This is a genomic window from Acidisoma sp. (assembly GCF_965199065.1).
Classification (GTDB): domain Bacteria; phylum Pseudomonadota; class Alphaproteobacteria; order Acetobacterales; family Acetobacteraceae; genus Acidisoma.
Genome location: NZ_CBDAQN010000001.1, coordinates 1,037,192 through 1,064,140, shown reverse-complemented (window position 1 = coordinate 1,064,140; position 26,949 = coordinate 1,037,192). Strand labels below are relative to the sequence as shown.

26 protein-coding genes are annotated in these 26,949 nt (G+C 68.2%); 10 read left to right on the top strand and 16 right to left on the bottom strand.

All coding sequences use genetic code 11. From position 1 onward, the window contains the following. Positions 1-5: 5 nt before the first annotated feature. From ACOEQ1_RS04980 to ACOEQ1_RS04960, 5 genes are all read right to left on the bottom strand, one after another. Complete coding sequence (locus ACOEQ1_RS04980) at positions 6-1,781, bottom strand: methyl-accepting chemotaxis protein (protein ID WP_419758109.1); 1,776 nt, start codon at positions 1,779-1,781, stop codon at positions 6-8. Continuing rightward, on the bottom strand, positions 1,778-2,344 hold the full coding sequence (locus ACOEQ1_RS04975; RefSeq protein ID WP_419758108.1) for a chemotaxis protein CheW: 567 nt from the start codon (positions 2,342-2,344) through the stop codon (positions 1,778-1,780). The genes ACOEQ1_RS04980 and ACOEQ1_RS04975 overlap by 4 nt, the downstream gene beginning before the upstream one ends. Then, entirely contained in the window at positions 2,334-3,839 is a 1,506-nt protein-coding gene (locus ACOEQ1_RS04970) for a CheR family methyltransferase (protein ID WP_419758107.1), read from the bottom strand. The genes ACOEQ1_RS04975 and ACOEQ1_RS04970 overlap by 11 nt, the downstream gene beginning before the upstream one ends. Next, positions 3,839-4,357, bottom strand: coding sequence for a chemotaxis protein CheW (locus ACOEQ1_RS04965; protein ID WP_419758106.1), 519 nt, complete (start codon positions 4,355-4,357; stop codon positions 3,839-3,841). Before ACOEQ1_RS04965 ends, ACOEQ1_RS04970 begins: the two co-directional genes overlap by 1 nt. 61 nt (positions 4,358-4,418) lie before the next feature. Then, complete coding sequence (locus ACOEQ1_RS04960; RefSeq protein WP_419758105.1) at positions 4,419-4,628, bottom strand: hypothetical protein; 210 nt, start codon at positions 4,626-4,628, stop codon at positions 4,419-4,421. 163 nt (positions 4,629-4,791) lie between these two features. Between ACOEQ1_RS04960 and ACOEQ1_RS04955 the strand changes: the two genes are divergently transcribed. From ACOEQ1_RS04955 to ACOEQ1_RS04945, 3 genes are all read left to right on the top strand, one after another. Beyond that, a complete protein-coding gene (locus ACOEQ1_RS04955; RefSeq protein WP_419758104.1) occupies positions 4,792-6,753 on the top strand; it encodes a primary-amine oxidase in 1,962 nt (653 codons plus the stop codon). A 64-nt stretch (positions 6,754-6,817) separates the two neighbouring features. Next, entirely contained in the window at positions 6,818-7,246 is a 429-nt protein-coding gene (locus ACOEQ1_RS04950; RefSeq protein WP_419758103.1) for a GNAT family acetyltransferase, read from the top strand. Between the two features lie 152 nt (positions 7,247-7,398). Continuing rightward, positions 7,399-8,748, top strand: coding sequence for an APC family permease (locus tag ACOEQ1_RS04945; RefSeq protein ID WP_419758102.1), 1,350 nt, complete (start codon positions 7,399-7,401; stop codon positions 8,746-8,748). A gap of 86 nt (positions 8,749-8,834) precedes the next feature. Here the strand turns inward: ACOEQ1_RS04945 and ACOEQ1_RS04940 are convergent, their stop codons facing one another. From ACOEQ1_RS04940 to ACOEQ1_RS04915, 6 genes are all read right to left on the bottom strand, one after another. Beyond that, positions 8,835-9,218, bottom strand: coding sequence for an FtsB family cell division protein (locus tag ACOEQ1_RS04940; RefSeq protein WP_419758101.1), 384 nt, complete (start codon positions 9,216-9,218; stop codon positions 8,835-8,837). An 89-nt stretch (positions 9,219-9,307) separates the two neighbouring features. After that, complete coding sequence (locus tag ACOEQ1_RS04935; RefSeq protein WP_419758100.1) at positions 9,308-9,727, bottom strand: OmpA family protein; 420 nt, start codon at positions 9,725-9,727, stop codon at positions 9,308-9,310. A gap of 81 nt (positions 9,728-9,808) precedes the next feature. After that, on the bottom strand, positions 9,809-11,437 hold the full coding sequence (gene cydC, locus ACOEQ1_RS04930; RefSeq protein WP_419758099.1) for a thiol reductant ABC exporter subunit CydC: 1,629 nt from the start codon (positions 11,435-11,437) through the stop codon (positions 9,809-9,811). Continuing rightward, a complete protein-coding gene (cydD, locus tag ACOEQ1_RS04925; RefSeq protein WP_419758098.1) occupies positions 11,434-13,155 on the bottom strand; it encodes a thiol reductant ABC exporter subunit CydD in 1,722 nt (573 codons plus the stop codon). Before cydD ends, cydC begins: the two co-directional genes overlap by 4 nt. A 115-nt stretch (positions 13,156-13,270) precedes the next feature. Continuing rightward, entirely contained in the window at positions 13,271-13,786 is a 516-nt protein-coding gene (dps, locus tag ACOEQ1_RS04920) for a DNA starvation/stationary phase protection protein Dps (RefSeq protein ID WP_419758097.1), read from the bottom strand. Positions 13,787-13,840: 54 nt separating this feature from the next. Further along, positions 13,841-14,779: a polyprenyl synthetase family protein gene (locus tag ACOEQ1_RS04915; protein ID WP_419758644.1), complete on the bottom strand. Its 939-nt coding sequence runs from the start codon at positions 14,777-14,779 to the stop codon at positions 13,841-13,843. A 289-nt stretch (positions 14,780-15,068) separates the two neighbouring features. Between ACOEQ1_RS04915 and ACOEQ1_RS04910 the strand changes: the two genes are divergently transcribed. Further along, entirely contained in the window at positions 15,069-15,806 is a 738-nt protein-coding gene (locus tag ACOEQ1_RS04910) for a tRNA1(Val) (adenine(37)-N6)-methyltransferase (protein ID WP_419758096.1), read from the top strand. A 3-nt stretch (positions 15,807-15,809) separates the two neighbouring features. On the opposite strand, the gene ACOEQ1_RS04905 is transcribed toward ACOEQ1_RS04910, so the two are convergent. The 5 genes from ACOEQ1_RS04905 to ACOEQ1_RS04885 form a co-directional block, all read right to left on the bottom strand. Then, a complete protein-coding gene (locus ACOEQ1_RS04905) occupies positions 15,810-16,472 on the bottom strand; it encodes an SCO family protein (protein ID WP_419758095.1) in 663 nt (220 codons plus the stop codon). A gap of 235 nt (positions 16,473-16,707) precedes the next feature. Then, positions 16,708-17,661, bottom strand: a complete 954-nt coding sequence (locus ACOEQ1_RS04900) for an MYG1 family protein (RefSeq protein ID WP_419758094.1) — start codon at positions 17,659-17,661, stop codon at positions 16,708-16,710. 135 nt (positions 17,662-17,796) lie between these two features. Then, positions 17,797-18,501, bottom strand: a complete 705-nt coding sequence (locus ACOEQ1_RS04895; RefSeq protein WP_419758093.1) for a CBS domain-containing protein — start codon at positions 18,499-18,501, stop codon at positions 17,797-17,799. A gap of 122 nt (positions 18,502-18,623) precedes the next feature. Beyond that, entirely contained in the window at positions 18,624-18,797 is a 174-nt protein-coding gene (locus ACOEQ1_RS04890; RefSeq protein WP_419758092.1) for a hypothetical protein, read from the bottom strand. Between the two features lie 129 nt (positions 18,798-18,926). Further along, positions 18,927-19,130 (bottom strand): cold-shock protein, encoded by a 204-nt coding sequence (locus ACOEQ1_RS04885; protein WP_419758091.1) that lies wholly within the window; start codon positions 19,128-19,130, stop codon positions 18,927-18,929. 324 nt (positions 19,131-19,454) lie between these two features. Here ACOEQ1_RS04885 and ACOEQ1_RS04880 point away from each other — a divergent pair, with 324 nt between their 5' ends. From ACOEQ1_RS04880 to ACOEQ1_RS04855, 6 genes are read left to right on the top strand one after another with little or no spacing between them, the layout of a single operon-like run. After that, the gene (locus tag ACOEQ1_RS04880; RefSeq protein WP_419758090.1) at positions 19,455-20,696 is read left to right on the top strand and encodes an aromatic ring-hydroxylating oxygenase subunit alpha; all 1,242 of its coding nucleotides are present in this window, start codon (positions 19,455-19,457) and stop codon (positions 20,694-20,696) included. Next, positions 20,697-21,752, top strand: coding sequence for a flavin reductase family protein (locus ACOEQ1_RS04875; protein WP_419758089.1), 1,056 nt, complete (start codon positions 20,697-20,699; stop codon positions 21,750-21,752). Then, positions 21,752-23,020, top strand: a complete 1,269-nt coding sequence (locus ACOEQ1_RS04870; RefSeq protein ID WP_419758088.1) for a cystathionine gamma-synthase family protein — start codon at positions 21,752-21,754, stop codon at positions 23,018-23,020. Before ACOEQ1_RS04875 ends, ACOEQ1_RS04870 begins: the two co-directional genes overlap by 1 nt. Further along, entirely contained in the window at positions 23,020-24,561 is a 1,542-nt protein-coding gene (locus ACOEQ1_RS04865; protein ID WP_419758087.1) for an FAD-dependent oxidoreductase, read from the top strand. The genes ACOEQ1_RS04870 and ACOEQ1_RS04865 overlap by 1 nt, the downstream gene beginning before the upstream one ends. 33 nt (positions 24,562-24,594) lie before the next feature. Continuing rightward, entirely contained in the window at positions 24,595-25,752 is a 1,158-nt protein-coding gene (locus ACOEQ1_RS04860; protein WP_419758086.1) for an NAD(P)/FAD-dependent oxidoreductase, read from the top strand. A gap of 21 nt (positions 25,753-25,773) precedes the next feature. Beyond that, positions 25,774-26,898 carry an NAD(P)/FAD-dependent oxidoreductase gene (locus ACOEQ1_RS04855; RefSeq protein ID WP_419758085.1) on the top strand — a complete coding sequence of 375 codons (1,125 nt, stop codon included), beginning with the start codon at positions 25,774-25,776 and terminating at the stop codon, positions 26,896-26,898. The last annotated feature ends 51 nt before the right edge of the window (positions 26,899-26,949 follow it).

Below are 26,949 nucleotides of genomic sequence, written 5' to 3'. Positions count from 1 at the left end.
GAGCCTCACGTCTTGTAGCGCTCGCCGAGCACCATGAGCTCCCGCGACAGGTCGGCGAGATTGCCGGCGGCGGTGTCGAGCTCCCGCGTGCCGGCGGCCGTCTGCTGGCTCGCCTGCCGGATGTTCTGCAGCGCGGCCATTACCTGCTCGATCCCGATCTGCTGCTGGTTGGTGGAGGCGACGATCTGCTGGAAGGTCTGCACGCTCTCCTGCACGCTGGCGGTGATCTCCTCGATCGTGCGTTCGGTCACGTCCGACCGCTCCCGCCCGACGGCGACGCGCTTCACCGCCTCCTCCGTCAGCATCACCGAGGTGTTGATGCCGCGCTGGATCTCGCCGAGGATCGACCGCACCTGGAGCGTCGCCTCCTTGGCCTGGTCGGCGAGCACCTTCAATTCCGAGGCGACGACGGCGAAGCTGCGCCCGTTCTCGCCCGCCGCCGCCGCCTCGATCGCGGCATTGAGCGCGAGGAGATGCGACCGCTCGGAGATGTCGTTGACGGTCATGATGATCTCGCCGATCGCCTGGGTCTTCTCGCTGAGCGCCACGATGTTGGTGGCGACGATCTCGCCCTGGTCGCGGATGGCGTCCATGGCGCGGGCGGCGTCGCCGACTGCCCTGAGGCCGTTGGCGCTGGTCTGCACCGCCGCCTGCGCGGCGTGAATGACCTCCTGCGCCCGGGCGGCGATGCGGGCGCCGGAATGCGTGATCTCGTCCGCGGTCGCCGCCGTCTGCTGCAGGGCCGCGAGCTGTTCCTCCACGCTCGCCGCCTGCTGCTGCGTCGAGGCCCGGATCTGGGCCGCCGACGCGTTCAGCGTGCTGGTGATCTCACGGCTCTGACGCCCGACCTGCCGCAGGCTCTCCGACATCGTGTTGAGCGTCGCGCCGAGCCGGCCCAACTCGTTGCGGCCGACCTTCAGCGGCTCGCCGGTGAGGTCGCCCCGGCCGACGCGCTCGGCGAAGGCGATGAAGGCCTCCAGCGGGCGGACGATCGACCGCAGGATGCTGTAGGCCATCCCGATCGAGACGATGAGAGCGACGATCACCGCCCAGACCAGCAGGATGCGGCTCTGATCGTAGAGTTCGGCGATGCGCGCCTCGCCGGCGCTGCTGCCGGTTTGCAGCGCGTCCTCCGCCCGCGCCAGGATCGCGCCGAATTCGATGTTGTCGGTGACGAGCTTCGGCTCTCCGCCGATCACGCCGCTGACGTTGCCCTGCGCCATCGCGGCAAACTGGTTCAGCGCGTCGGCACGAAGCACCTCGAACTGCGACTGCGCCTGTTGCAGCAGGGTGGTGATCTCGTGCCACCCATCGGCCCGGCCGATGGCGCCGGCGGCCAGCGCCGCTTCCTCATAGCCCGTGGTGACGGCGATGGCGCTGTTGAGCTGCGTTCCGCCCATATCGGCGAGCGTCTTCCAATGCCCGGCGGCGGCAGCGAGATTGGCCGAGCTGGCGCCGCCCACGCTGCCAAGCCATGCCGCGCCTGAACCTATGCCTGGACCGGCCGTGCCTGAACCGGCCGTGCCTGAACCGGCCGTAGCGGGACCGAGATGCTGCACCTGCATCATGAAGTCGACGACGGTCGCGCGCCGCGCGTCGATCATCGTGACCTGGGTCTGCACGATGCGCTGGAGCGCCCGGTAGGCCCAGATGTCGTGGGTGACGATCGCCTCCGTGGTGTCGCGCACCACGCCGATCCGGTCGAGGCCGAAGAACCCGACCCCCATGAGCAGCAGAACACTGACGAGGAAGCCGAGAAGCAGACGAGCAGCGATAGTCACGAGAGGTTAGACTCCTTGGGCGTGGCACCTGACACGGAAAGCCCTAGCCGAACCCGCAGCTCGGACGGGGCGAACGGCGCCACCAGCCGGCCCTCTAACGACATCGCGGGGTCCGAGGGAAGGCCTGATGCCGCGAGATCGAAACGTCCCAGCACCTGATCGACCGCCAGGGCCAGATAGGGCGCCGCCCCACGAAGCAGCAGGAGGTGGCTGGGCCTGACATCGCCGGGCGCCAGACCCAGCAGCCGGCTCATGCCGATGACGCTGTAGAACCGACCCGCCCGCCCGACGACGCCGAGGCAGGCGCGCTCGCGCGTCGGCACCCGGGCGCAGCCGGCGAAGGGCACGACCGCCGCCACGGCCTCGAGCTCGGTGCCGAACAGGCTATCGCCGAGGCTCCAGACGATGAACGGCCGTGCCCGCGTCTCCGCCAGACGCCCTTCCGCGAGCTGAGAGGCGCGGCCGAGGCCCCGGCGGCCCGCACCTCGAGAGGCCGAGCGGGTGGCAAGTGCGGTCGTCCGGCGATCCAGCAGCGCCGCGGTTCTCGCCTCGTCAAGCTCCACGCGAGGAGGTCCGGTCGTTCACCATCCGGCCCGGCGGGGCGCCAGCCGGCCGTGCCTCTGTAACCCGCGCCCGCAGCCGCATTTCGACCCGCTCGACCAGGTCGCGCGGGGTGAGGCCGTCGCTTTCCGGCAGCGCCTCCGCCTGCGGCAGTGTCGCGCACAGCTTGACCACCTCGGTCATGATCCGGCGTCCGGCTTCCGGCGTCGCCCCGTCCAGCAGCAGCAGACCAAGATGGTAATGCGCCACCACCATGTGGCCGGCGAGGTAGATCGCACCGCGGAAGGCGGCCTCGGCCCGGGCGCGCTCGCCCCCCGCCTGCGCGATGACGCCGTCATAGAAGTGGAGCCGCGCATCGAGCGGATGGTCCTCGAGCGCGCGCTTGCAGGCCTGTGCCGCCTCCTGCAACCGTCCGGCGTCGGCAAGCCCACGGATCGTATCGAGCGAAGGTCCCGCCGACCCGGCGGCGGCTCGTCCCGTGGCGGTTGTTTCCGACGAGGCCGGGACTGGCGGCGGCCGGCGGCTACGCTCCCAAGCGACCGGCGTCGGGACGGGCGCCGGCGTCAGGACGGGCGCCGGGACGGGCGCAGGCACAGGCGCCGTGCGGGCCGGCACGAGGCCGGGCGGCCGGAAGGCGATCGTGCCGGCCAGTTCGACGATGCCGAGATCCTTCGGCACGTTCGCGATCGCATCGGAATAGCCCACCATCAGCCAGCCATGCGGGCCGAGGCAGCGGCCAAGCACCGACATCATCGGCGCGATCCGCTCCTGGCTGAAATAGATGAGCACGTTGCGGCAAAGGATGAGGTCGAACCCGCCAAACTCGGCACTCTGCTGACCGTGGATGAGGCTCAGCAGGTTGTGCTGGACGAACCGGACATGGCGCCGGTGCCGGTGGGCGATCTGCCACTGCTTCGGGTCCCGCGTCGCCTCGAAATGTCTCGCGCGCTCCTCGTCCGCCATGCCGCGCAGAGCCCAGTTGCTGAAGCACCCGACACGCGCCTTCTCCAGAAAGCGATGGCTGATGTCGCTGCCGAGGATATCGACCGACCAGTCGGGAAACGACTTGCCCAGCAGCCGCTCCAGCAAAATTGCGATGGAATACGGTTCGGCTCCGACCGCGCAGCCTGCGCTCCAGACGCGCAGGCGCCGGTGGCTCGCGTTGCGGTCGATGATCGCCGGCAGAATGACCTTCTCCAGGGCCTCGAACTGCTCCGCGTGCCGGAAGAAGAAGGTTTCGCCGATGGTGATCTCGGCCTCCAGTTCCTGCCATTCGGCGGCGCCCTCGTCCGGATCGCTGAGCAGCGCCAGGTAGCCGGCCCATCCTGCGGATCGTGTGGTCTTCAGACGGCGGTCGAGCCGGTCCCGCAGCAGATCGTCCTTGTCCGCGTAATAATGATGGCCGGTGCGGTCGATGACCGCGCGCTTGAGCGCGGCGAAGCTCGCCTCGTCATCCCGGTGAGGGGTTGCCGGAACGCCAGTTCCAGGCGCTGACATCAGGCGACACCAGGTGCCGAGAACGCGGCTTCGCGCGCCACGGCCCGGGCCGCGAAGGCTTCCGTCCGCGCTGCCTCATCGGCCGTCAGCAGACGGCTCGCCGCCAGCAGCGGCACCAGCGCGCCCTCTATCCGGATCTCGCCGTCGACACAGTCGTTGAAGCTCTCGCCGGGCGGCAGGATGGTCGCCGCCGCCTCCAGGATGTCGGTGGCGCGGTCGACCAGCAGCGCCAGCTTCGGCCGGCCTGCTTGTGCCGGCAGCAGCAGCAGATGGTGGTAGAGCGGATCGCCCTCCGCCTTGGCCGGCAGGCCGAGCAGTGTCGCCATCCGCAGGACCAGCACGAGATCGCCGGCCAACTGGAAGGCGCCCGCCAAGACCGACGGCGCTTCCGGCACCACAGCAAGCCGCGGCACCGGCAGGATTTCCACGACATCACGTTGGCGGATGGCCAACGTCAGGCCGGACACCCGCATCAACAGGACGGTAAGAGACGTGTCACCGGGCGCTTCGGGCGGCATGCCTCTTTGTGGCATAAAACAACCGGTTCGTCGCCCTGTCCGCGATCGGGCTTGGGAAGAATTACGGTGTCTTAGTGTCCTTTTCATCGGGCTGGTGAGCCTGCTCGGTCTGAAAGCGATCGCTCGTCGGATGCCCCTTTGGCCCGTCCTCGTGATCGACCTGACCGCTCGGCCCCTGCGGCGTCGGTTCGTCCGTGGGCTCGCGATCGACCGACTGCGCTTGCGGCCGTGCTGCCTCGCCCTTGCGGTGCTGTTTGCCGTCCTGCGACATCTCTGTTTCCCCCCCTCGTCGATAAGCTCCCTGATATGGTGGCGGCGTTCGCGCACACCAACAGCGGCATCCCCGTCCTGAAAGTTGTGGCGCTGCCCGGCACATCGGTTGCATTGTTCCATCGAGTTCCTGAGCGGAAGGAACGTTTCTTCAGGAGGTGGCCTTGGACGATATTGCCCGCTTTGCCGCAGACAGAACATTCGGGCCTGGCTCCACTCCGCCCTACGCGGCGGCGCTCGAGCCGCTGACGGCCGCGGAGCTTCGCGCGACGGCGGCTATCGTGAAGGCCGATCCAGCCTTCGGCGAGGCCATCCTGTTCGAGACGATCGAGCTGATGGACCCGCCGAAAGCCGCCATCCTGAGCGGCCTGCCGTTGGCCGCCATCCCGCGGCAGGCCCGCGCCAACGTGTTCCGCGTCGAGGAACAGGGGGTCTGGAAGCTGACAGTGTCGCTGGACGAGAAGCGGGTGCTCACCAGCCAGCGCTACCCGTCCGCCCGGCCGATGATCCAGCTCGAGCAGTTCATGGCGATCGAAGCCCATGTGAAGGCCGATCCACGCTTCATCGCCGCCTGCGCCGCGCGCGGGATCACCGACATGGCCCGCGTCTGCGTCGACCCCTGGTCTGCCGGAAATTTCGGCAATGCCGACGAGGAGGGCCGCCACCTCAGCCACACCTTCATCTGGCTCCGCCTCTATGACGACGAAGCCTTCTACGCCCATCCGGTCGAGGGCCTGAACGCCGTCGTCGACATCAAGACGGGCGAGGTCATCCGCGTCGACGACCGCCCCGGCCCCGCCATCCCGATGCGCGAGGTGAACTACGACAGCAAGTTCGTGACCGAGACCCTGCCGCCGCTGAAGCCGCTGAACATCGTGCAACCCGAGGGCGTCAGCTTCGCCCTCGACGGCCACCACATTGCCTGGGACCGCTGGGCCTTCACCATCGGCTTCAACGCCCGCGAGGCGATCACACTGCACGACATCCGCTTCGATGGCCGCCCCGTCGTCAATCGCGCGTCCCTGGTCGAGATGGTGGTGCCCTACGGATCGCCCGACAACGGACACTACCGCAAGAACGTCTTCGACATCGGCGAATACGGGCTGGGCAAGCTTGCCAACTCGCTCAAGCTCGGCTGCGACTGCCTCGGCGCCATCGAGTATCTCGACGTGCATCTCAACACGATGTCGGGCGACGTCGTCACTATCGAAAAGGCCATCTGCATCCACGAGGAAGATAACGGCATCCTCTGGAAGCACTGGGATTTCCGCACGGAACGGACGCAGGTCCGCCGCGGGCTCAAGCTCGTCGTCTCCTGCATCTGCACGGTCGGCAACTACGAGTACGCGCAGTACTGGACGTTCGACCAGAACGGCGAGATCGCGTTCGAGATGAAGGCCACCGGCATCATCAACACGGTCGGCTGCGAGCCCGGACACCCGAGCAAATACGAGCGCGAAGTCTCGCCCGGTGTCGCCGGGCAAATCCACCAGCACATCTTCTGCGCGCGCCTGGACATGGCGGTCGACGGCGAGGAGAACACCATCCTGGAGTGCAACACGCAGACCGAGGTGGAGGCGCTCAACCCCTGGGGCAACGCCTTCTTCGAGACCGAGACGCCGCTCAAGACGGAAACCGAGGCCTGCCGCCGCGCGAACCTCGACTCCGCCCGGTACTGGAAGGTCGTCAACCCGAACAAGACGAACCTCGTCGGGCAGCCGGTCGGCTACAAGCTCATGCCGACGAACTGCGTCAATTCGTTCCTGCGCCCGTCGGGACCTTCAGGCAGCCGTTCGCGCTTCGTCGAGAACCACCTTTGGGTGACAGCGCACGCGCCGGAGGAGCGTTATCCGGCGGGCGAATTCATGAACCATTCGGACGGCACCGGCGGCATCGCTGATTTCGTGGCGCAGGACCGCCCGCTCGAGAATGCCAGCCTGGTGCTCTGGCATGTCTTCGGACTGCATCATTCCGTGCGACCGGAGGATTTTCCCGTCCAGCCTTGCATCACCACGGGCTTCAAGCTGATGCCGACGGGCTTCTTCGACGGCAACCCGGCGATCGCGGTGGCCGAGACGACCAACACCGGAAGCCGGGAAGCTGGCGCCTCCTCCTGCTGCCGTTGACGCGTGCCGCCGTTCCGGAGGATGACCGGCCGGTTCCCGATCGGCCACTTCCGCAGGATGCTCCATGCCTCTGACGATAAGACCCGCCGCCGCCGAAGATGAGGCGGCGGTGATCGCGTTGTGGCGCGCATGCGACCTCGTCACGAGCTTCAACGATCCCGCAGCAGACTTTGCCTTTGCCAGAGCCGGCGCATGCTCGGAGGTTCTCGTCGGCGAAGATGAGGCCGGCTGCATCAGGGGCAGCGTCATGGTCGGGCATGACGGTCACAGAGGCTGGCTCTATTACGTCTCCGCCGATCCAGGCGCGCGGGGGCTCGGACACGGGCGCGACATGGTGGCGGCTGCGGAGAACTGGCTGCGAGCGCGTGGGGTCGTCAAGGCGCAACTCCTCGTGCGCGATACCAATACCAAGGTGGTCTCGTTCTACGAGCATCTCGGCTTCGAGGTCTCGCCGCGCATCGTCATGGCGAAGTGGCTGGCGACGAAAGTCTAGTTCCGGAAACGGCACGGCGTTTGCATGAGCACTGGCAACGATCTCTTGGTCTTCGACCGGCGGTCGCCCCGCGTGCAACGATTTCCGGGAGGTTCTAAAGCATGGTTGCAACGACTGACGTAGGAGCACCATCACAACTCAAGCATGGCGCTTTGAGCCTGCCGGAAACGGTCGGGCAATCGATCGCCAACATCGCGCCCACCCTGACGCCCGCGCTGAACATTACGGTGGTGGCAGGTCTCGCCGGGGTCGGCTCCTGGCTCTCGTATCTCATCGCGACGGTCGGGCTTGTCTTCGTGGGCGCCTGTATCGCGACGCTCGCGAAACGACACCCTGAGGCAGGCTCCTACTTCGTCTATATCGGCCGCAACTTCGGGCCGATGACGGGCGCGCTGGCCGGCTGGTGCATGATCCTGGCCTACACGACCACGGCTGTCGCCGTCGTCTACGGGTTCCCGATCTTCCTGGGCAACTTCCTTTCGGTCTTCAAAATCACGCTGTCGATGCCGGAGCTGGTGATATTCGGCGTCCTGTTCCTCGGGCTCGTCACCTACGCCGCCTATCGCGACATCCAGCTGTCGTCGCGGGTCGGGCTGGTGATGGAGACGATCTCCATCGCCATCATCATCGTCATCACCGCGATCGTCGTCGGCAAGCACGGCAGCGTGGTCGATCACACCCAGCTCGATATCTCGCACCTGAAGTTCGGCGGCGTGATGTCGGCGATGGCCTTCGCGGTCTTCAGCTTCGTGGGCTTCGAAAGCGCCGCAACGCTGGCGAAGGAATCCGCCAACCCGCAGCGCAACGTGCCGTTCGCGGTCATCGGCAGCGCCGTCGTCGCGGGCATCTTCTTCTGCGTCATGGCCTACTGCATGGTTCTCGGCATGAGCGACAACGCGGGCGCCATCGGCGGCAGCGCCTCGCCCTTCGCCGACATGACCAACAAGGCCGGACTGCCCTGGGCCGCCGCCATCGTCTATTTCGCCGCCATGATCAGCGCCTTCGCCTGTGCGCTCGCCTGCATCAACGCCAGCTCGCGGATGCTCTACTCGATGGGCCGCTACCAGTTCCTGCACCGCTCGATGGGCCTCGTGCATGCCACCCACAAGACGCCGCATATGGCCGTGATGTTCTCGGCCCTCATCGTGCTGGTGCTGTTCCTGGCGCTGCTGCCGCAGGGTCTGCTCAATGGCTTCGGCCTCACCGGCACCATCGCCACCTACGGCTTCGTGGTGGTCTATCTCGGCGTCTGCCTCAGCGCGCCGGTCGATCTCTACCGGGCGGGCGCGATGAAAATCCAGCACGTCATCTACGGCGTGCTCGGCGCGGCCCTGATGGCCTTCGTGATCTACGGCAGCGTGGTGCCCTACCCCGCCTACCCCTACAACTTCCTGCCGCCGGTCTTCGTGCTCTTCATCGTGATCGGCGCCATCTGGTTCTCGGTGTTGAAGAGCAAGTCCCCGGGGACATTGCGCCTCATCGCCGAAGACATGGAGGGGTAGTGCCTCCTGCGTCCCAGGCAACGAAAAAGGGGCCGGTTGGCCCCTTTTTCAGTTTCTTCCCGCGGTCGAGGAGGGGCGCGCTGCCCCTACTGGCCGGGATTGATCGCGGGCACGCTGCTGCCCGCGGCGTTCATCGGCGCCGCGCCGGATTCCGTGCCGGTCCCCGTCATCACCACGAGATCACGGGGATCGACGAGGTTCAGCATGCTCCGCGCCTGCCCGTCGAGCGCGTCGAGGTCGAGCGCGCGTTCGCCCATGCCGTCGATCTTGTTCTCCCACTGGGCGACCTCGGCATTGGCGTGCGCCAGCTGAACCTGGGCTGCGGCAAGGTCGAGCTTGTCCTGCTGCTGCGCGACGAGGCCGCGGTCCCCGCGCATCGCGTTCCAGCCAAAATAGACGGCTAGCAGCAGGAAGATGACGGGCGGGATCGCAGCCCGGACACGCCGCTTCATCATCGTCGCGATCGACATGCGCTTTCCACTCCAACGCCGGGCTCTAAGGCGCTGCCTTCATGCCTTTTTTGCCCGCGCCGTGACAACGATAATCGGTCGGAGCGACCTCAGAAGCCGGCCTTCACCACATCGATCTCGACGCGCCGGGCCTCTGACGGGCTGAACTGGTAGGGGGTGGCGCCGCGGGCGAAGCCGGTGACGCGGTTGGCATCGACGCCATCTGCGACGAGCTGGCTTTCCACCGCCTGGGCGCGCGCCTCGGACAGCGACTGATCGGCGTCATCGGGGCCGACGGCGCTGGCGTAGCCTACAACCTGAACCGTGGACGCCGGCTCCTTCAGAGCCAGTTCGGCGGCCCCGGCAACGACCGACAGACCGTTCTCGTCGAGCGTCGTGCCCCACGGGCTGTAATCGATCACGAACTTCGGCTGTGCCGGATAGTATTGACGCGATGCGAACTGCGAAACCTGCGCGCAGCCACTCAATCCGACCAAGGCGAAGGCTAGAAGCGCGGCGCGACGGCGCATGGTTGTTCTCCAGAATTACCCGTGGAGATGGGGCCTGACCAAGCCGTTCCCGTCAAGTGATCGCCAAATGTCAGAGCCGTCTCACGCCGTGGCGGCCACCGCATGGCCGCCGGAGATCCGCCAGATGCGGTCGAGCCGCTCCACCCCCAGCAGGCGATGGGCGATGAGGATGAAGGTGCGGCCGCGCCCCAGCTCGTTGAGGGTGGTGAGGAACGCCGTCTCCGTCTCGATGTCGAGGCCCGCGCAAGGCTCGTCCAGGATCACGATGAGGGCCGGCGATAGCAGGACGCGGGCGAGTGCGAGCCGCCGCCCTTGCCCGCCGGAGAAGCGGAACCCGCCCTCGCCCAGCCATGTGTCGAGCTTGTCGGGCAAGCCGCGCACCACATCGCCGAGTTGTGCCGCATCCAGCGCCGCCCACAGCGCCTTCTCGTCGGCGTCCGGGCGCGCGAGCAGCAGGTTGGCGCGGATCGAGTCGTCGAACAGGTGCGTCTGCTGCGAGAGCAGCGCGATGCGGGACCGCAGTTCGGACGCCTTGAGGGTCGCGATGTCGACGCCCCCGAGCGACACCTGCCCCGCTTCCGGCACGGCCAGACGGAGCGCGAGCGCCGCCAGCGTCGACTTGCCCGAGCCCGAGGGCCCGAGGATCGCCACGCGCGAGCCGGGCGGCACCTCCATCGTGAGGCCGTCGAGCACGGTCTGGCGGTCAGGCTGCCAACGGAACCGGACGCCATCGAACCGCAGCGTCGTGTCGCGCGGCAGCGCCGCCGGCGTCGCGGGATCGGGCGCGAGGATCGGGCCGGTGGCGGCTTCCCGCACACGGCGGGCACCTGCCGCGGCGTAGCCGGCGAGCGCGCCTGCCCGGGGCAACCCGCCGACCGCCTCGAAACCCGCGATGGTCAGGAAGGCGGCGGCGACCGCGCCCGCAGGCGGTGCCCCTGCCGCCAGCAGCACCGCGAGGATCGCCGCCTGGGCGCAGAGGAAGGCGCCGGCCTGGGCGAAGCGCGCCTGCCGCGCGACATCCCGCTGTGCCGCGAGCAAGCTCGCTTCGCGGGCCTGCATTGCCGCGAGCATGCGGCCCTCGGCGCCGAAAACCCGCACCTCCCGCAGACCGGTGAGCGCATCCAGCACGGACACCCGCAGGCCCGACAGCGCGCTCGCCAGCCGGTCTCCGGCAGCGGCCGTGCCGCGCGCGGCCATCCACGGCAGCAGGAAGGCGGCGAGCGCGAACAACACCGCGACGGTGATGGCGAGGGTTCCGCTCCGGAAGGCGAGGACGATGGCGAGCGCCGGCAGGATCAGCAGCGCGCCCGCCAGCGGCACCAGGATCCGCGAATAAAGCCCGTCGAGCGACTCGACATCGTTGACGACCCGCGTCAGCACGTCGCCGCTGCGGCGAAAGCCAAGCCCGCCGGCGGCCCGCTCGGCCACGCCCGCGAAGAACCAGACCCGCAGATCGGCGAGCGACCTGAAGGTCGCCTCATGGGTGACGATGCGCTCGAGGTAGCGCAGCACGACGCGGAGCACGCCGGACACGCGCAGGAGCACGGGCGTCGCGATCACTCCGGCGACCACGGCGGCGGCGGTGAGGCGTCCGGCCAGGGCCATCATGAGCAGCCCGAAGGCGAGCGCCGCCAGAGAGAGCACGATGCCGGCGGCCATCCAGCCGGTGCGATTCCGCCACAGGCGGAGGATGGCGATCAGGTCGGTCACGCAACACCCCGCTGCTGGTCCGACGGCACCAGCCGCCCCGCCGCCATGTTGAGGCGCCGGCCGCTGAGGAGATGCGCCTGAGCCGAGTGGCTGGCCATGATCACCGTGCGGCCGACCGCCAGGCGTTTCAGGCTCTCGAAGACCTCGGCCTCGGTGGCGGGGTCGAGATGCGCGGTCGGCTCGTCGAGCAGCAGCAGCGGCGCGTTCTTGAGAAAGGCGCGGGCAATCGCGATGCGCTGCGCCTGACCGCCGGACAGGCCGTATCCGCCCTCGCCCACAAGGGTGTCGAGACCCTGCGGCAGTTCGGCGAGGAAGCCCTCCATGCTCGCCATGCGGACGGCTTCGGCGAATTCGTGGGCGGTGGCCTCGGGCCGGGCGAAGCGGATGTTGTCGCGGATCGATGCCGCGAACAGCACCGGCTTCTGACCGATCCAGGCCGTGAGGCGGGCGAGCGCCTGCGGCACGATGCTGGCGATGTCCATGCCGTTGAGCATGACCCGCCCGCTATCCGGCCGCACGAAGCCGAGCAGGATTTCGATGACCGTCGATTTGCCGGCGCCGGATGGCCCTGCGAGAATGAGCGCGCCGCCCGCCGGCAGCCGGAAGCTGACCCCGTCGAGCGCCGGGCCGCGCCCCTTGTCCCAGGTCAGCCGCACATCCTCGAGGACGACGCTGATGCCATGTGCCGCCACGGTGACGGGCGCGGCAACCGGCGCCTCCGTGACCAGGGGCGCGTCCGGATCGGCGGCAGGCAGAGCGATGATCGCCTCCGCCGCCGCGACGCCATGCCCGCGGTCCTGATAGGCGAGCGTGAAGTTGCGAAGGGGCGCGAAGAACTCCGGCACCAGCAGCAGCAGGAAAAGGGCGCGGCCCGACTGCGCCGCCATCTCGGCGCCGGGTGGCGCGTGGAGGATCAGCACGCCCTGCTGGATGGCGATGCCGATGAGGGCGACCGCCGCCGCGCAATCGAGCGCCGCCGAGGAGAGGAACGCGACCCGCAGCACCCGCATGGTGCGCGCCCGCAATTCGTCGGCGGCGATGCGGAGGGTGGCCGCCTCGCTCTCGGCGCGGCCTGCGAGGACGATGGTGCCGATGCCGCGCATCCGGTCCAGGAAGCGCGCCTGCAGCCGCATCATCGCCGCCAGTTGGTTGCGGGATGCGACGGCGGCGCCGATCCCGGCGAAGGCCATGGCGAAGGGCACGGCCAGGCCGCAGACGCCGAGGATGAGGGCCGCCACAGGGTCCGCGATGGCGGCCGCGATGACGATCAGGATGGGCGCCGCGATGGCGAGGAAGGCCGCCGGTATCCAGCGCGCGAACAGGCCTTCCAGCGCTTCGATCCGGTCGACGACGATGCCGGCGAGCTGCGCGCTGTGGCCCTGGCGGAGGAGGCTGGGACCGATCGAGAGCAGCCGCCCCAGCGTCTCGCTGCGGAGACGGCGGCGGCCGGCGGCGCCGGCAGCAAGCGCCGCGCTGTCGGCAAGGGCCCCCACGACCGCGCGCCCCACGGCGGTGAGCGCGAAGACGATCGCCGCGATGAGCACCGGCTGATGGTCGCGGACGATGAGCGCTCGGAGCAGATCGGCGGCAGCGGCGGCTTGGACGATCGCGAGAACCGTCCCGAGGAGACCGAACGCGATCGAGCCGGACGCCACCCGGCGACCGATGGCACTTTGCTGGCGGAGCCAGGCGTTCGCAGCTTTTTTTGTCGCGTCCATGATGAGCGTGCATAGCGCGCGGCGGGGCGGCTGCCCAGCGCCGCACCCTGTCGGTCACACTACAAATTCTTCAGATGGCCAACCGACGGTTCCATCTTGAGAATTGCGTCGAGTGTCAGGTCGGCTCCTGCACATGCGCCTCGAGGAACCACAGCGACTTGTCGAGTTCGCGCGACACCGCGGTGAAGATATCCGCCGTGTCGGCGTCCCCGGCTTCGTCCGTGTCGTCGATCGCATGGCGGCACGCGTTCGCAACGGCCGCGTAATGCTCGATGAGGGCCGCGAGATGATCCTCGATCTTGTAGATGTCGGTCGGGTACGGCTTGAGTGTCGTGCTGCCCGCGACGATCTGGCTGGTGCCGAGCGCCGTGCCGCCGAGTTGCGCGACGCGCTCGGCCATGGTGTCGACATGCTCGTCGATCTGGTCGCGGAAGCCGTCCAGCATCTCGTGGATCATGATGAAGCGCGGGCCCTTGAGGTTCCAGTGGGCCTGCTTGGTAATCAGGGCGAGGTCGATCGCATCCGCCAGCCGGGCGTTCAGGATGTCGATCGAGGCCTTCTTCGCGTTGTCGTCAAGATCGTTACGGGTCTTGTGGGAGTGCATGTGAGAGGGTTTGGGCGCGCTTGCCATGTCAGGAACCTTTCCGGTTGACGAGACCGGGAGGTGGGTCGGCTTGATCGCGCTTCAATGGACCCGTTTGATGGTATAGGAGGCGACATCGGCCAGCGCCTGCCGCAGCGCCGAGGGCGGGAAGACGCCCAGCGCCAGCTGCGCTTCATGGACGAAGCTCGCGGCCCGGGACAGCGTCTCGTCGATCGCCGCATGTTGCACGAGCAGTTGCATCGCATGCGCGAGATCCTGTTCGTTGTGCTCGCCCTCCTCCAATGTCCGGCGCCAGAAGCGCCGCTCGTCGCCGTTGCCTTTCTGGTAGGCGATCAGCACCGGCAAGGTGATCTTGCCTTCGCGGAAGTCGTCGCCGACGCTCTTGCCCAGCACCGCCTCGTCCGCGGCGTAATCGAGCGCGTCATCGACAAGCTGAAACGCGATGCCGAGATTGTGCCCGTAGCTCGCGAGCGCGTCCTCCTCCGTCACCGGCCGTCCGGCGACGACCGCGCCCACCTGCGCCGCCGCCGAGAAAAGCGCCGCCGTCTTGCCGCGCACCACGTCGAGATAGCGCTCCTCGGTCGTTGTCAGGTCGTGCTGGGTGACGAGCTGGAGCACCTCGCCCTCGGCGATGGTCGCCGCCGCATCGCAGAGGATGCGCAACACATGCAGCGACCCGTCCTCGATCATGAGCTGGAAGGCGCGGGTGAACATGAAGTCGCCGACGAGCACCGGCGCCTTGTTGTCGAAGACGGCATTGGCCGACGCCATGCCGCGGCGCAGGCGGCTCTCGTCGACGACATCGTCGTGCAGCAGCGTCGCGGTGTGGATGAACTCCACGCAGGCAGCCAGACGCACATGGCGTTCGCCGCCGGCGTAGCCGCACATCCGGGCAGCGGCGAGGGTCAGCAGCGGGCGCAGGCGTTTGCCGCCGGCGGCAACGATATGGGCAGCCAGCTGAGGAATGAGCGCAACGGGGCTGTCCATGCGCGCCACGATGGTGCGGCTGCAGGCATTCATGTCGTCTTGCAGCAGGGCAAGGAGCGCCGAGAGGGCGTCCTCCTCCGGCTTGCCCGCGTTAGCGAAGGCAGGTGTTGATAGGCCGGCAATCTTGCCCAAGCTCGAGCCCTTCCGGTAGGGGTCATAAACGGACCGGCACGGTCCGCCGCAGGCCATTGTGTGGCCGCGTTCGGCATCGCACAAATCTCCGTGGATCGCTACCGCCTCCGCGCCGCCCGCAGACCGTCGCGAGCGGTCTCACGCAACGCTGACCGTCGATCCTGAAGATCACAGCGGGGGAGCATGCCGCATGGACGCCATCCCGACCACGGAGGGGACGCTGCTCGGCGGTGCCGTCAGCTACGCGCAGCCCGCCTCGGGACATCGCACCGGAATCGAACCGGTCTTTCTGGCCGCGGCCGTGCCGGCGCATTCCGGAGAGCGCGTGCTGGAGGGAGGAACCGGCGCCGGCGCCGGGCTGCTGTGCCTCGCCCATCGCGTGCATGGCGTCACCGGGCTCGGCGTGGAGATCGAACCCGCAATGGCCGGGATCGCGGCCGCCAATCTGGCCGCCAACGGCCGGCGGGCGCTGACGATCCTGACCGGCGATGTCTGTGACATGACCGGCGCGGCGGGCGAGTTCGATCACGCGATGGCAAATCCGCCCTGGCACGATGCTGCCGGCTCGCAGCCCCCCGGCGCGCTGAAGCAGCGGGCCAAGATGGCGCCGGCGGGACTGGCGGCTGCCTGGATTTCGGCTATGGCCAAGGTTCTGCGGCCCCGCGGCACCCTCACCCTCATCCTGCCGCCACGGATGGTTCCGGAGAGCCTTGCGGCGCTGGAGGCCGCGGGCTGCGGCTCGTTGCTCCTATCTCCGCTCTGGCCGAAGCCGGGACGCGAGGCGCGGATCGTGCTCCTCCAGGCTCACAAGGGCGGCGGCGGCGGCTTTCGCCTTCTGCCGGGCCTCGTGCTGCATGGTGCCACCGGCGGCTACACGGATGCGGCGGAGGCGATCCTGCGGCGCGGCGCGGCGCTTCCCCTCCGTTGAGGCTCAGCTGGCGGGCGAGGTGCTGGTGTCGTCGGCGAGCCGATGGGCGAGATCCGCGGTCTTCACGTCCGGCGGGAAGATGGCGGCAAGTTTGCCCGACGGGTTCATGAGATACATGAAGGCGGAATGGTTGACGAGGTAGGGGGCGCCGGGGCTCGCCGGGGGCACCTTCTCGACATAGACCCGGTAGGCGCTCACGACGGCGTCGATCTGCGCCTGGCTCCCGGTGAGACCGACGAGCTTGGGGCTGAACAGCCCGACATAGCGCGCGAGCGGCGCGGCGCTGTCACGGCCGGGGTCGACGGTGATGAAGATGGGCGTGATGCGGTCCGCGCCTGCACCCGCCGCGGGAAGTGCCGCGATCATCTTCTGCAGATCCGTCGGGCAGATGTCGGGGCAGAAGGTGTAGCCGAAGTAGACCAGCATCCAGCGCCCGTGATAGCTCGCCTCGGTGACGGCGGCGCCTGTCCTCGCATCCGTCAGCTTGAACGGGCCGCCGATGGTGACGCCGCCGACAGTGCCCGTGCTGCCGGAGTAGGACGGCGCGAGCCCCAACAGCGCCGCGACCTGCGGCATCAGCCGGGGGCCGCCGATCAGCACGGCGCAGCAACCCAGGACAACCAATGCCGCCAGTCCGATGCCGATCGCGCGCAAGGCCCTGATCATCGTGTCTCTCCCTTGAGGTCCGGGCAAGAACTCCTCCCATTCGAGGACGCCCGATGCAAGGTTCGTCGAGAATGCCGGAGCTTTGTAACGCTTGCGGCGCGTCCACGGCGCTTCTGGTGCCGGAGCGGCGAGCCGTCTGGCGGCGACCCCGCTTCCGGTCGGGCCAACTGTCCAATGCTGAAGCGCCGTGGACGACGGGCATTCAGTTAATTTTTCGAAACGATAAAGCGGCGCCTCAGGCGGCGGCCAAAGCGAGACGCGCCATCTCGATGGCGCCCGCCCGAGATTGCGCCGCGCCGACAAAGCGCCGGACGTGAACGAATACGGCATCGGCCACGCCCGAGGCCGCGGCCAGTGCGGGACCTTCCAACCCGGCCCAGGCTTCCGGCAGGGGTTGCCGCTGGGAAAAGGAGCCCGGCTCGGGCGGCATCGTGTCGACCATCCAGTTGCCGTTGGCAGCCGGACTGACTGTGAAGATCACCGGCAGCTCATGGCTGAACGCCGCCGTCTTCCATGGCATGCCGCGTTCCAGCACCAGGATGCGGGGGTCGGCGCCCGCCGCATACGCCGCCAGAACCTCGGCGTCGGCCTTCAGCCGGGCACGCAACGCCTCGACACGCCGGCGGAGCACACCGTCCACAAGGCTCGCCGCCTCCCGGAACGCCGCATTGCCACCCTGCGGGCTGTCGGCCTCCGAACTGTCCCAGACCGGGTTGAAGTCGCCGATCAACCGGCCCAGCCCGAGCAGGTCGTCCACCACCGGGCCCTGCGCCGAAATCCCGTTGTCGAGTTCATCGATCCGCCGCAGCACGCTCTCGTCCAGCTCGGCCGCTATGGCGGGAGCAAAACGTTCGGAGCCCGAGGGCGCCAGCAGCGCGGCGACCGCCCGCTCGCCATAGACCTGCCAGATCAACCCCGCCGCCGAATAGGGCGTGCCGTCGGGGCGCAGCGGCGCGCCGCGCTGGTGGTGATCGAAACGACATGCCGCCGGGTCGAACACCGTGCCCACGTCCCAGACGATGTCGGCGCTGCCGACGACCGCGGGGTCGCGCGTCCGGATCAGGCTGTGGTCCCGTCCCGGCTCCACAAGCGCCAAGGCCAATCGCAGAATGGCGTAGGCGAAGACCTCGTCGCAGTGGAAGCGTCCGCTGTGGGTGACGAGGATCGGGTGGATTTGGGCAGCCGTCATCGTTCGGTCCGATGCTAGGTTCGTGGTGAGTATGCCAAGATCGTTGCAAGGAGACAACGGAGCCGCCGACAGGTCGCGGCAGATGAAGTGCAGTCGCACAAAAGCAACGCGCTTGGGAAGCATCGGCGGGCGTGGTCACGCCGGAACGATGGCCCCCGTGAACGGTTCGACATAGACGATCCTGTCGCTGATCGCCGTGACACCCGGCACATTCTGCGCCGCCACCCGGATGGCGTCACGCATCCGCTCGTCGTGGATGATGCCCTCCAGCGTGGCCACGCCATCGTCGACCCGGATGCCGATGCTGCTTTTGCCGAGCCAGCGCTTGCCGCGCCATTCCCGCTCCACCTTGGCGGCGATCTCGGCATCCCCGGCAGCCGGTGCCGGCGACGCGGCCAGAGCGCGGCCGAGCGCCGCGATCAGGTCGAACCGGCTGACGATGCCCACCAGCCGGCCCTCGCGCACCACGGGCACGCGACGGATGCGCCGTCGCTCCATCAGGCGAACGAGGTCGGTCAGCGGATCGTTCTCCGTCACGGTCAGCACCTGGGCTGTCATGAGGTCGCTGACGCGCCGGCTATGGGTGCGAACGTAGTCGACGGCTTCACGGCCGGGGCCCGCGAGTAGATCGAGGAGGAACGGGCGGGTCGGCGTGCCCGTCCCGGTCTCGGCCCTGCGCAGGAGGTCGCCCTCCGTCAGGATGCCGACGAGCTGCCCGGCCTCATCCACCACCGGAACGCCGCTCACGCGCCGTTCCGTCATGATCGCGATTACGGAGGCGATGGAGGCGTCCGGCCCGACCGTGCGGACATCGGTGGTCATCACGTCCTGGACCTTCATCGCGCTTGCTCCTGGCCCGCAGGCCTGTTTCCGGCGGACTATCGGCTTAGCGCGGGAAGCGGACCTTGATCCTGGTCAACGGCGGTCAATCGAGCGGCGACAGGCCGGACCGGTATCCGCGATCAGGGTGCGGGTTCGTCCTGCGAGGGCGCCGGAGGCTCCCCCTCGCCCGCGCTCTGCTCCGAGCGGCGGCGCTGCCGGGCATCTTCCTGCTCGCGCGCCTTCTCTTCTTTCTTGAGGCGTTTCAGCCTGTCACGCTCTGCACGCTGCTGATTGTAGTTCGGCTTCATGGCCAAGATACAGCTTCCCCTTCACACGCATTACCGCCTGTCCGCCACAGTCCAGGGGTTGGGCGGAAGCCGGTGAGACCTCAGCCGAGCACCCGATGCACGGATCCGCGCATCGGGCAGGTCGTCCAGCTCTTATCAGACTTTCAAGTTGACTGCAGCCATCTTGCCCTTCTGGCCGCGCTCGAGATCGAACGTAACCCGCTGGCCCTCATTGAGTCCGCCGAGGCCCGCGCGCTCGACCGCGGAAATGTGCACGAACACATCCGCCGAACCATCTTCCGGCTGAATGAAGCCATAGCCCTTGGTAGCATTGAACCACTTAACCGTGCCGACCGACATCGGGTCTCTCCTCGCACCCGGCGACCCGCAACATGCGAGCCAAACATACTTTTGCATTGGGGGGAGGCGCCGGAGGCGGGAACCGCATACCGAAACACTTGTAGCCCAGGATGAAAAGCGCCGAGGCGACCGTATGAACGGTTCCACTAAGGATTGCTAGGCGAAATTCGCAGGAACAGCCACGCTCCATCCGCCGCCGCTTCCGGAAATTCGATGGCGGCATGAGCAAATGAGATTTGCCCATACAGGGCGATATCGTGTCACATACCTAACACAGTGCTGTGATGGGCGCAGCTCTGAGTGACCGTCGATCGGAGACTGCGGATGGCTGACTACTCCAGGATCAAGGCCGCCCTCGGAGCGCGCGAAGCGGGACACTCGCTGCCCCAGTCGCTCTATAACGACGACGAGGTCTTCGCCTTCGATCAGGAAGCGATCTTCCGCCGCACCTGGATCCTGATCGGCTTCGAGATCGAGTTTCCGGCCACCGGCAGCTATCAGGCGCTGCACATCGGCGGCGCACCCATCATCGTCATCCGCGACCGCCAGGGCGCGCTGCGCGGCTTCCACAACACCTGCCGGCATCGCGGCGCGGAACTCTGCGCCGAGGGTTCGGGCAAGGCGACCCGCCTCGTCTGCCCGTATCACCAATGGACCTACGACCTCGCCGGCAAGCTCATCTTCGCCGGCCGGATGGGGGATGGTTTCAGCCCCGAAAGCCATGGCCTCCGCCCCATCCATGTCGAGACGCTGGCCGGCACCGTCTATGTCTGCCTCGCCGACAGCCCGCCCGACTTCCAGCCCTACCGCGACGCCGTCGGTCCCATGCTGGAGCCGCACGACTTCAAGAACGCCAAGATCGCGCATGAGGCGACGCTTCTCGAACGGGCGAACTGGAAGCTCGTGATGGAGAATGCGCGCGAGTGCTACCATTGCGCCGGGCGTCATCCGGAACTCGCGGTCACCTTCCCGATCTATGCCAAGGGCAACTTCGAGACGGTCAGCGAGCATGAGGCGAATTTCGAACGGCGCATGGTCGAACTCGGCCTGCCCGGCCTGCCCGCCGAGGAGAACTGGTGGCAGGCCGCCCGCTTCCCGCTCAACGAGGGCGCGGTCTCCATGACCATGGATGGCAAGCGCGCGGTCGCCAAGCTCATGTGCCCAATCGGCGACGGCGACATCGGCAGCCTGCGCTGGGCCATAGAGCCGCATAGCTTCTGCCACTCGACAGGCGACTTCACCTTCATGTTCACCTGCATTCCGCTCAACACGCGCGAGACGCTCGTTCTCGGCAAGTGGCTGGTCCACAAGGATGCCGTCGAGGGCGTCGACTACGACCTCGCCAACCTCGTGCGCCTCTGGGACGCCACCAACCTCGAGGATCGCGACCTCTGCGAACTCAACCAGCGCGGCGTGAACTCCCCCGGCTACGTGCCCGGCCCCTACTCCGCGGTTGCGGAGTCGCTCGTGCTGCGGTTCGTGAACTACTACGTGACCCAGGCGAAGGCGTTCATCGCGGCGGCTGAGGCGGAGGCCGAGCCGATCCACGCCATCGCGGCGGAATAGGTGCCCCCTCTCGCCACCGACAGCGGCGTCTGGCGCGGCGGAGATGACCTCCTCCGCTGCACCGCCATATCTGATGAGGCGCCGGGCGTCCGGACCTTCCGTTTCGAGGCTCAGTCGCGCGCGCCCATCCGCTTCCACGCCGGCCAGTTCGTGACGCTTGAACTGCCCCTGGCGGGCGGAAAGGTGTGGCGCTGCTTCACCATCGCCTCCTCGCCGCTGCGGGATGAGGCGATCGACCTCACGATCAAGAGTCAAGCCGGCGCGCAGACCATCAACACCAGCGGCACGGCCTGGATGCATTACGCGCTCGCTGTCGGGATGACGTTGAAGGCCATGCCGCCTGCCGGGCCGTTCTGCCTGATGCAGCCGCCGGAGAGGCCGCTGCTGCTCGTCTCCGCGGGCAGCGGAGCGACGCCCATGGCGTCCATCGCACGCTTCCTGCGCGATATCGGCTGCCGCACGCCGGTGCATTACGTCCACCTCGCCCGCACGCCCTCAGACTGGCTGTTCAAGCCCGAGATCGAGGCGATCGCCGCCGAACTCGGCAGCTGGAAGCTTGATTTCCTGACGACGGCGACCGGACGCCCGACCGCCGCGGCCTTTGCCGCAATGGCGCCCGACCTCGCCACCCGCGAGGTCTTCTGTTGCGGCCCCACTGGCTTCATGGAGGCCGTCGAGGCTGCGCACGCCAATGCGGGCGGCCCCGCCACCGCCTTTCGCCGCGAGGCCTTCACCGCCATCCCGATCCCCGACCTCGCGCCCGAGCCGCCGAACCCCGCGCCCGCCACCCTCACCTTCACTCTGCGCTTCGAGCCTGCCGCGAAGGAGGCTGAGGCCAAGCCCTCCGAAACCGTGCTGACGGTCGCCTTGCGGCTCGGCATCGCCATCCCCTATGCCTGCGCGGACGGTATCTGCGGCACCTGCCGGGTGCGGAAACGCTCGGGCACCGTGGAGATGAACCATCAGGGCGGCATCGAGGAGGAGGAGATCGCCGCGGGCGAGATCCTCGCCTGTTGCAGCTACGCCCGCTCACCCCTGGTTTTGGAACTCATGTGATGGATCGCCCTCCAAGCGACGAGCGCGCCCTTGCGCTGGAGACGCTGGCCGTCGGCGCGGGCTACGACCCCGCCGAGCATGGCGGCGCCGCCAAGCCGCCGATCTACATGACCTCGACCTTCGTCTACGCCTCGGCGGCGCAGGCGAAGGCAGTGCATCAGGCCTTCTTCGATGGCGACGTGCCCGAGCGCGGCGGGAAGAACGGCTATATCTACGCCCGGCTCGATCATCCGAACCTCGTCATGGCTCAGACCCGCATCGCGGCGCTCGACCGGGCCGAGGACAGCGCGCTGTTCGCGAGCGGCATGGCAGCGGTCTCGACGCTGGCCATGAGCCTGCTGCGTCCCGGCGACAGCATGATGCACAGCCGACCGATCTATGGCGGCACGGACATGCTGCTGCATTCGCACATGGCCGAGATCGGGGTGAACATCTTCGGCTTCACCGACGGCGTCGATGAGGCGTCCATGGCGGCGGTCGCCGATGCCGCCATGGCGAAGGGGCCGCTGACCCTGATCATGGTCGAGAGCCCGGCGAACCCGACCTGCGCCATCGCCGACCTCGCCATGATCAGCCGCCTCGCGGACCGCATCGCGCTCGCTCAAGGGAAGCGGCCGATCATTTCGGTCGACAACACCTTCCTCGGCCCGTTCCTGCAATCGCCGCTGGAGCACGGCGCCGACCTCTGCGTCACCTCGCTCACGAAATATGCCGGTGGGCACAGCGATTTCATGGCGGGCAGCGTGAGCGGCTCGGCCGCGCTGGTGGGGCGGCTCAAGAAGCTACGCACCCTGCTCGGATGCCACGCCGACCCGCATAGCTGCTGGATGCTGCTCCGCTCGGTCGAGACCATGAGCCTGCGGACGGAGCGCGCCGTGCGGAACGCGAAGGTCATCGCGACCTATCTGCGCGACCACCAGAAGGTTACCCGCATCACCTATCTCGGCTTCCTGGCAAAGGGATCGGCGGCACGCGCGGTCTATGACCGGCAATGTGCAGGACCGGGCTCCACCTTCTCGTTCGACGTGACCGGCGGCGAGGCGGGCGCCTTCCGGTTCCTCGACCGCCTGCGCCTGCTGCGCTTCGCGGTCAGCCTCGGCGGGACGGAGACGCTCATCTGCCACCCGGCGACCACCACCCACTATGCCGTGCCCGAGGCCACCCGCACGGAAGTTGATATCGGACCCGCGACGATGCGTGTTTCCGTCGGCATCGAAAACAGCGACGATCTGGTGGCGGATCTCGCCCAAGCCCTGGAGGCCGTCTGATGGAAGACGAAGACGTCACTTCCGACTTTCACGCCATCGGCGAGAAGCACACGACTGCCACGGAACAGGCCGAACTGCTGGTCATCGGGGCGGGCGAAGCGGGGCTTGCCGCAGCACTCGAAGCCGCTCGCGCCGGGCTGCAGGTGACGCTGGTGGACGAGAACCCGCTCGGCGCCGGGCTCATCGGCATGGATGTGCCGTTGCTCTTCGGCAACCGCTGGACGGCGGCCGTGCAGAATAAGGGCCGCATGCTGGAACAGATCCTCAGCACCAACCCTGGTCTCGAAGAGGCGTTCGAGCTGGGCGTTGAGGTGAAGCTCGGCACCTATGCCTGGGGCGCCTTCGTTGCCGGACCGAACCTGCGCTCGCTGCCGGAGCCGGTCGTCGGTCTGGCGGACGAGACGCGCTCCTGGCTCTGCGGGTTCAAGCGGCTCATCATCGCGTCCGGCGCGCGCGACCTCGTATTTTCGTTCAAGGGCTTCGAGACGCCGGGCGTCGTCGGCGCGCTCGGCTTCGCCTCGCTGGTCTCGAAATACGGTGCCTTCAACGGCCGTCGGATCGTCATCCTCGGCACCGGCGATCTTGCGGTGAAGACGGCGCAGACAGCGCTCGACGCCGGGCTCGAGGTCGCGGCCATGGTAGAGGTGCGGGACGCGCCGCAATCTGACGTGTCCCTGATGGTTTCGCGAGGTGTCGAGGTCATCACCGGCCACGTCATCCAGGAGGCGCAGGGCAATGCCGACGGCGTCACCGCCGCCGTTCTCGCGCCCGTCTCGGGCGGGGGATCGAAGACCATCGCCTGCGACACGATCGTGCTCGCAATTGGCGCGGTGCCGGTGATCGATCTCGCCGATGTCGCGGGTGCCAAAATCGCCCGCCGCGAAGGTGCCTATCTGGTCGAGACCGCGCCCGCCGGCGTGTTCTTCGCGGGCGACTGCGCGGGCGCGGGTACAGACGCCGCCGCCTCGGGACGCGCCGCCGCTCATGCCGCGTTGCGCTCGCTCGGCCAGGATGTGCCGGTGATGGCTGCGCCAGTGCCGTCGCCCATCACGGACACCGACGCCTACCGCATGGACTGGATGCGCGCCCTGATGACGGCCGGCGGCCTCGATGTGAACGCCTGCACATGCGAGGAGGTGACGCGCCGCGACCTGCTGACGGTGCAGCCGCCGCGCTACCTCGACGCGCCGATCGCCTCACGCGATCTGGCAACACTCGCTCAGGACGGGCCGGTCAATCAGGACCAGATCAAGCGCCTCACCCGCGCCTGCATGGGGGCTTGCCAGGCGCGCCGCTGCCGCGAGCAGGTCGCCATGATCATGGCCATCGGCACCGAACGCCCGCTCTCATCCATCGCGCTGGCAGGCTACCGCGCGCCCGTGCGGCCGCTGCCGCTCGGCGTGCTGGCGACCTCCGAGGAGACGGCCGAGATGATCCAGGGCTGGAACGTCTGGTTCGGCATCCGCACCCAGTGGGTGCCCTACGCCGATATCGGCACCGAGCGCGAGATCGAGCGCGCCGGCCGAATGGCGCATTTCTGAGGGATGGCTGAGGTGTCCCTGATGGAAAAGACCATGGAACGAAAGAGTGCCAGCGTCATCGTCATCGGCGGAGGCGTGACCGGCCTCAGCGCCGCGTGGTGGCTGGCGCGCGAGGGCGTCGACGTGCTGGTGATCGACAAGGGCATCGTCGGCTGGGAGGCCTCCGGCCGCAACGGCGGCGGCTGCACCCACTACCAGAGCCCGCTCTTCCACGAGGAGCAGCGGCTCTGGCCGCAGATGGACGAGTTGCTCGGCTACCCGACCGAGTATCGGCGCGAGCGCGTCATCATGGCGCTCACCGAGGCGCAGCTCGCCCAGTACAAGGACCACGGCGATATCTGCGCCAACATGGGCTATCAGTACGAGACGCTCGACGCACAGCAGACACGCGAGCTTGTGCCCTTCGCCGGGGACAACGTCGTCGGTGCCGTCCATTACCACTTTGGCGGCCAGGCCAATCCGCAGCGCACCGTGCAGGCCTATGCCTGGGCGCTGCAGGACAAGGGCGGCCGCATCCTGCAGCACACCGCCGTCTCGGGGATCGTCACCGTGGGCGGCCGCGTCGTCGGCGTCGAGACGAGCCTCGGCCGCTTCGACTGCGACCATCTGGTGCTCGCCGCCGGGCCGCAGACCGGCGCGCTGCTGGAGACGATCGGCATCTACCTGCCCGTCGCGCCCGCCCGCGCCGAGATGATCGTGACCGAGCCGCTGCCGCTCATGAAGATCGGCGGCGTCGACGGCAACGGCCTCTATGGCCGCCAGACCCTGCGCGGCAACCTCGCCTACGGCGGCGGACCGCATGAATGGCTCGAGGACGCGCCGGTGACCGGCGGCGATGCGGCCCGCCCGTCCACGCAACTGCTGCAGAACCTCTCCAAGCGCCTGGTCGAGCTGTTCCCCAAGGCCGCGCATGTCCGCGTCATCCGCAGTTGGGCCGGCATTATCGAGAACACGCCCGACGGCCGCCCGGTCATCGACCGGCTCGAAGAGCCCGGCAACCTGACGGTGACGACCATGAGCAGCGTCGGCTTCGGCCTCTCGCCCGCCACGGGCCATGCGATCCGCGACCTGGTCATGGACGGACGGTGCAGCTTCGCCGATATCGACAAGCTGAGCCTGGATCGCTTCGCCAACCTGCCGCGCGACTGGCGCGCGCGCCAGGGCTGGGTCGCACCTGTCCTCGCCGCCTAACCAATAGAGAGAGCAAGAGCCATGGCGCCCACAGGGAAAGTCCTCATCGTCGGCTGCGGCATCGCGGGGCTCGCAACCGCCTGGAGCCTGCTGCGCCGCGGTTTCGAGGTCGAGATGTTCGAGCAGGGGCCGATCCCCAACCCGAAGGGTTCGTCGTGGGACGAGCACCGCATCACGCGCCACGCCTATGGAGAATTCGAAGGCTACTCCTACCTCATGCCGCAGGCCTTCAGGCTCTGGGACCTCATGTGGAAGGATCTCGGCGTCACCCATTACGACCCCTGCGGCGCGGTTTATTTCCAGCGCGAGGAGACGCCCTGGTATCACGGCACCTCGACGGCGCTCACCCGCATGGGCATCGGCTTCCGCGACGTTCCGCTGGGAAAGGCCGCGGCGCGTTTCCCGATGCTCAACCTCGACACCGTCTCGCGCGTCGTGGAAACCGACGGCGCCGGCATGCTGTTCCCGTCCCGCATCGTGCTCGACCTCGTCGTGTTCCTCGCCGGCAAGGGCGTCGTCTTCCACGCCAACCACCTCGTGAGCGAGATCGACGCGGAGCACGGAACCGTCACCGCCAATGGGGCCACTTACTCCGGTGACCGCGTGGTGATCGCCGCCGGCGCCTGGGCCGACCGGCTGGTGCCGAGCCTCCGCGCGCACGCCACGCCCTCCCGCCAGGCGGTGATGTTCCTGGCGCCCCCGCCCGACCATGCCCAGGCCTGGGCGGAAGCCTCGGTGATGGCCGACCTCGGACCGGAGTCGAGCTGCTACATGCTGCCGCCCCGGCGCGGCACGCGGCTCAAGATCGGCGACCACGTCTTCACCCGCCGCGGCGACGCCGACGAGGACCGCACCGCCACCGACCTCGACGTGACCCGCCTGACCCGCGTGCTGAAACGGGTGGTGAAGGACTTCGACCGCTACCAGGTGCTGGAGCGGAAGGCCTGCTTCTATACCGTGACGGACGATGAGCATTTCATCCAGAATGCGGTTGGCGCGAAGGGCTGGATCATCAGCGCCTGCTCGGGCCACGGCTTCAAGCTCGGGGCTCTCACAGGCGAACTCGCCGCCCAGGCGATCGCGGGGGAGCGTTCCGCCGACGAGGTGACGACGATGGCGGCGGGGCTGGTGCTGGAGCCTGCTTGAGCCGCCGGTGAAGGCGAGCCCTCGGATGGCCCGGTTGCCGCGTCCTGGCTG